The 331-nt window shown below is 71.0% G+C and carries 1 pseudogene; it reads left to right on the top strand.

From position 1 onward, the window contains the following. Positions 1 to 261: pseudogene (locus ABGA94_RS01700) on the top strand (hypothetical protein); the annotation flags it as partial. Between the last annotated feature and the right edge of the window lie 70 nt (positions 262 to 331).

Here is a 331-nt window from a genome sequence, read left to right as displayed (position 1 = left end):
CTGGTGACCATGGCGTCGCAGGCACTGCCGGAGGCCGGGCAGGGCTGGCAGCCGCCGCAGTCGGTGGGCGAGGATGCGCCACAGCGCTTCACCGACGGCGTGCGCCGGGTGATCGACTTCCTCGGCCAGCCGCAGGTGGAGATCCGCGAACGCGAACAGGTGGTGACCACCACCATCTCGGCCGATGCCTTGGCCGCGCATCGCGCGCGCTTCCCGGCGATGCTACGCCGTCGCTCGTGCGGCCCCGGTGAGGCCGACTGATCCTGCGCAATGCGGTTGCCATCGCCCTGCCCCAGGCTATGGCTGGAAGCCCGCTCCGCAAAGCCTGAAG

Source organism: Stenotrophomonas sp. 3diitr2024 (genome assembly GCF_042136455.1).
In the GTDB taxonomy this organism is placed as follows: Bacteria; Pseudomonadota; Gammaproteobacteria; order Xanthomonadales; family Xanthomonadaceae; genus Stenotrophomonas; species Stenotrophomonas sepilia.
This window is presented reverse-complemented; position numbering and strand designations above follow the sequence as displayed.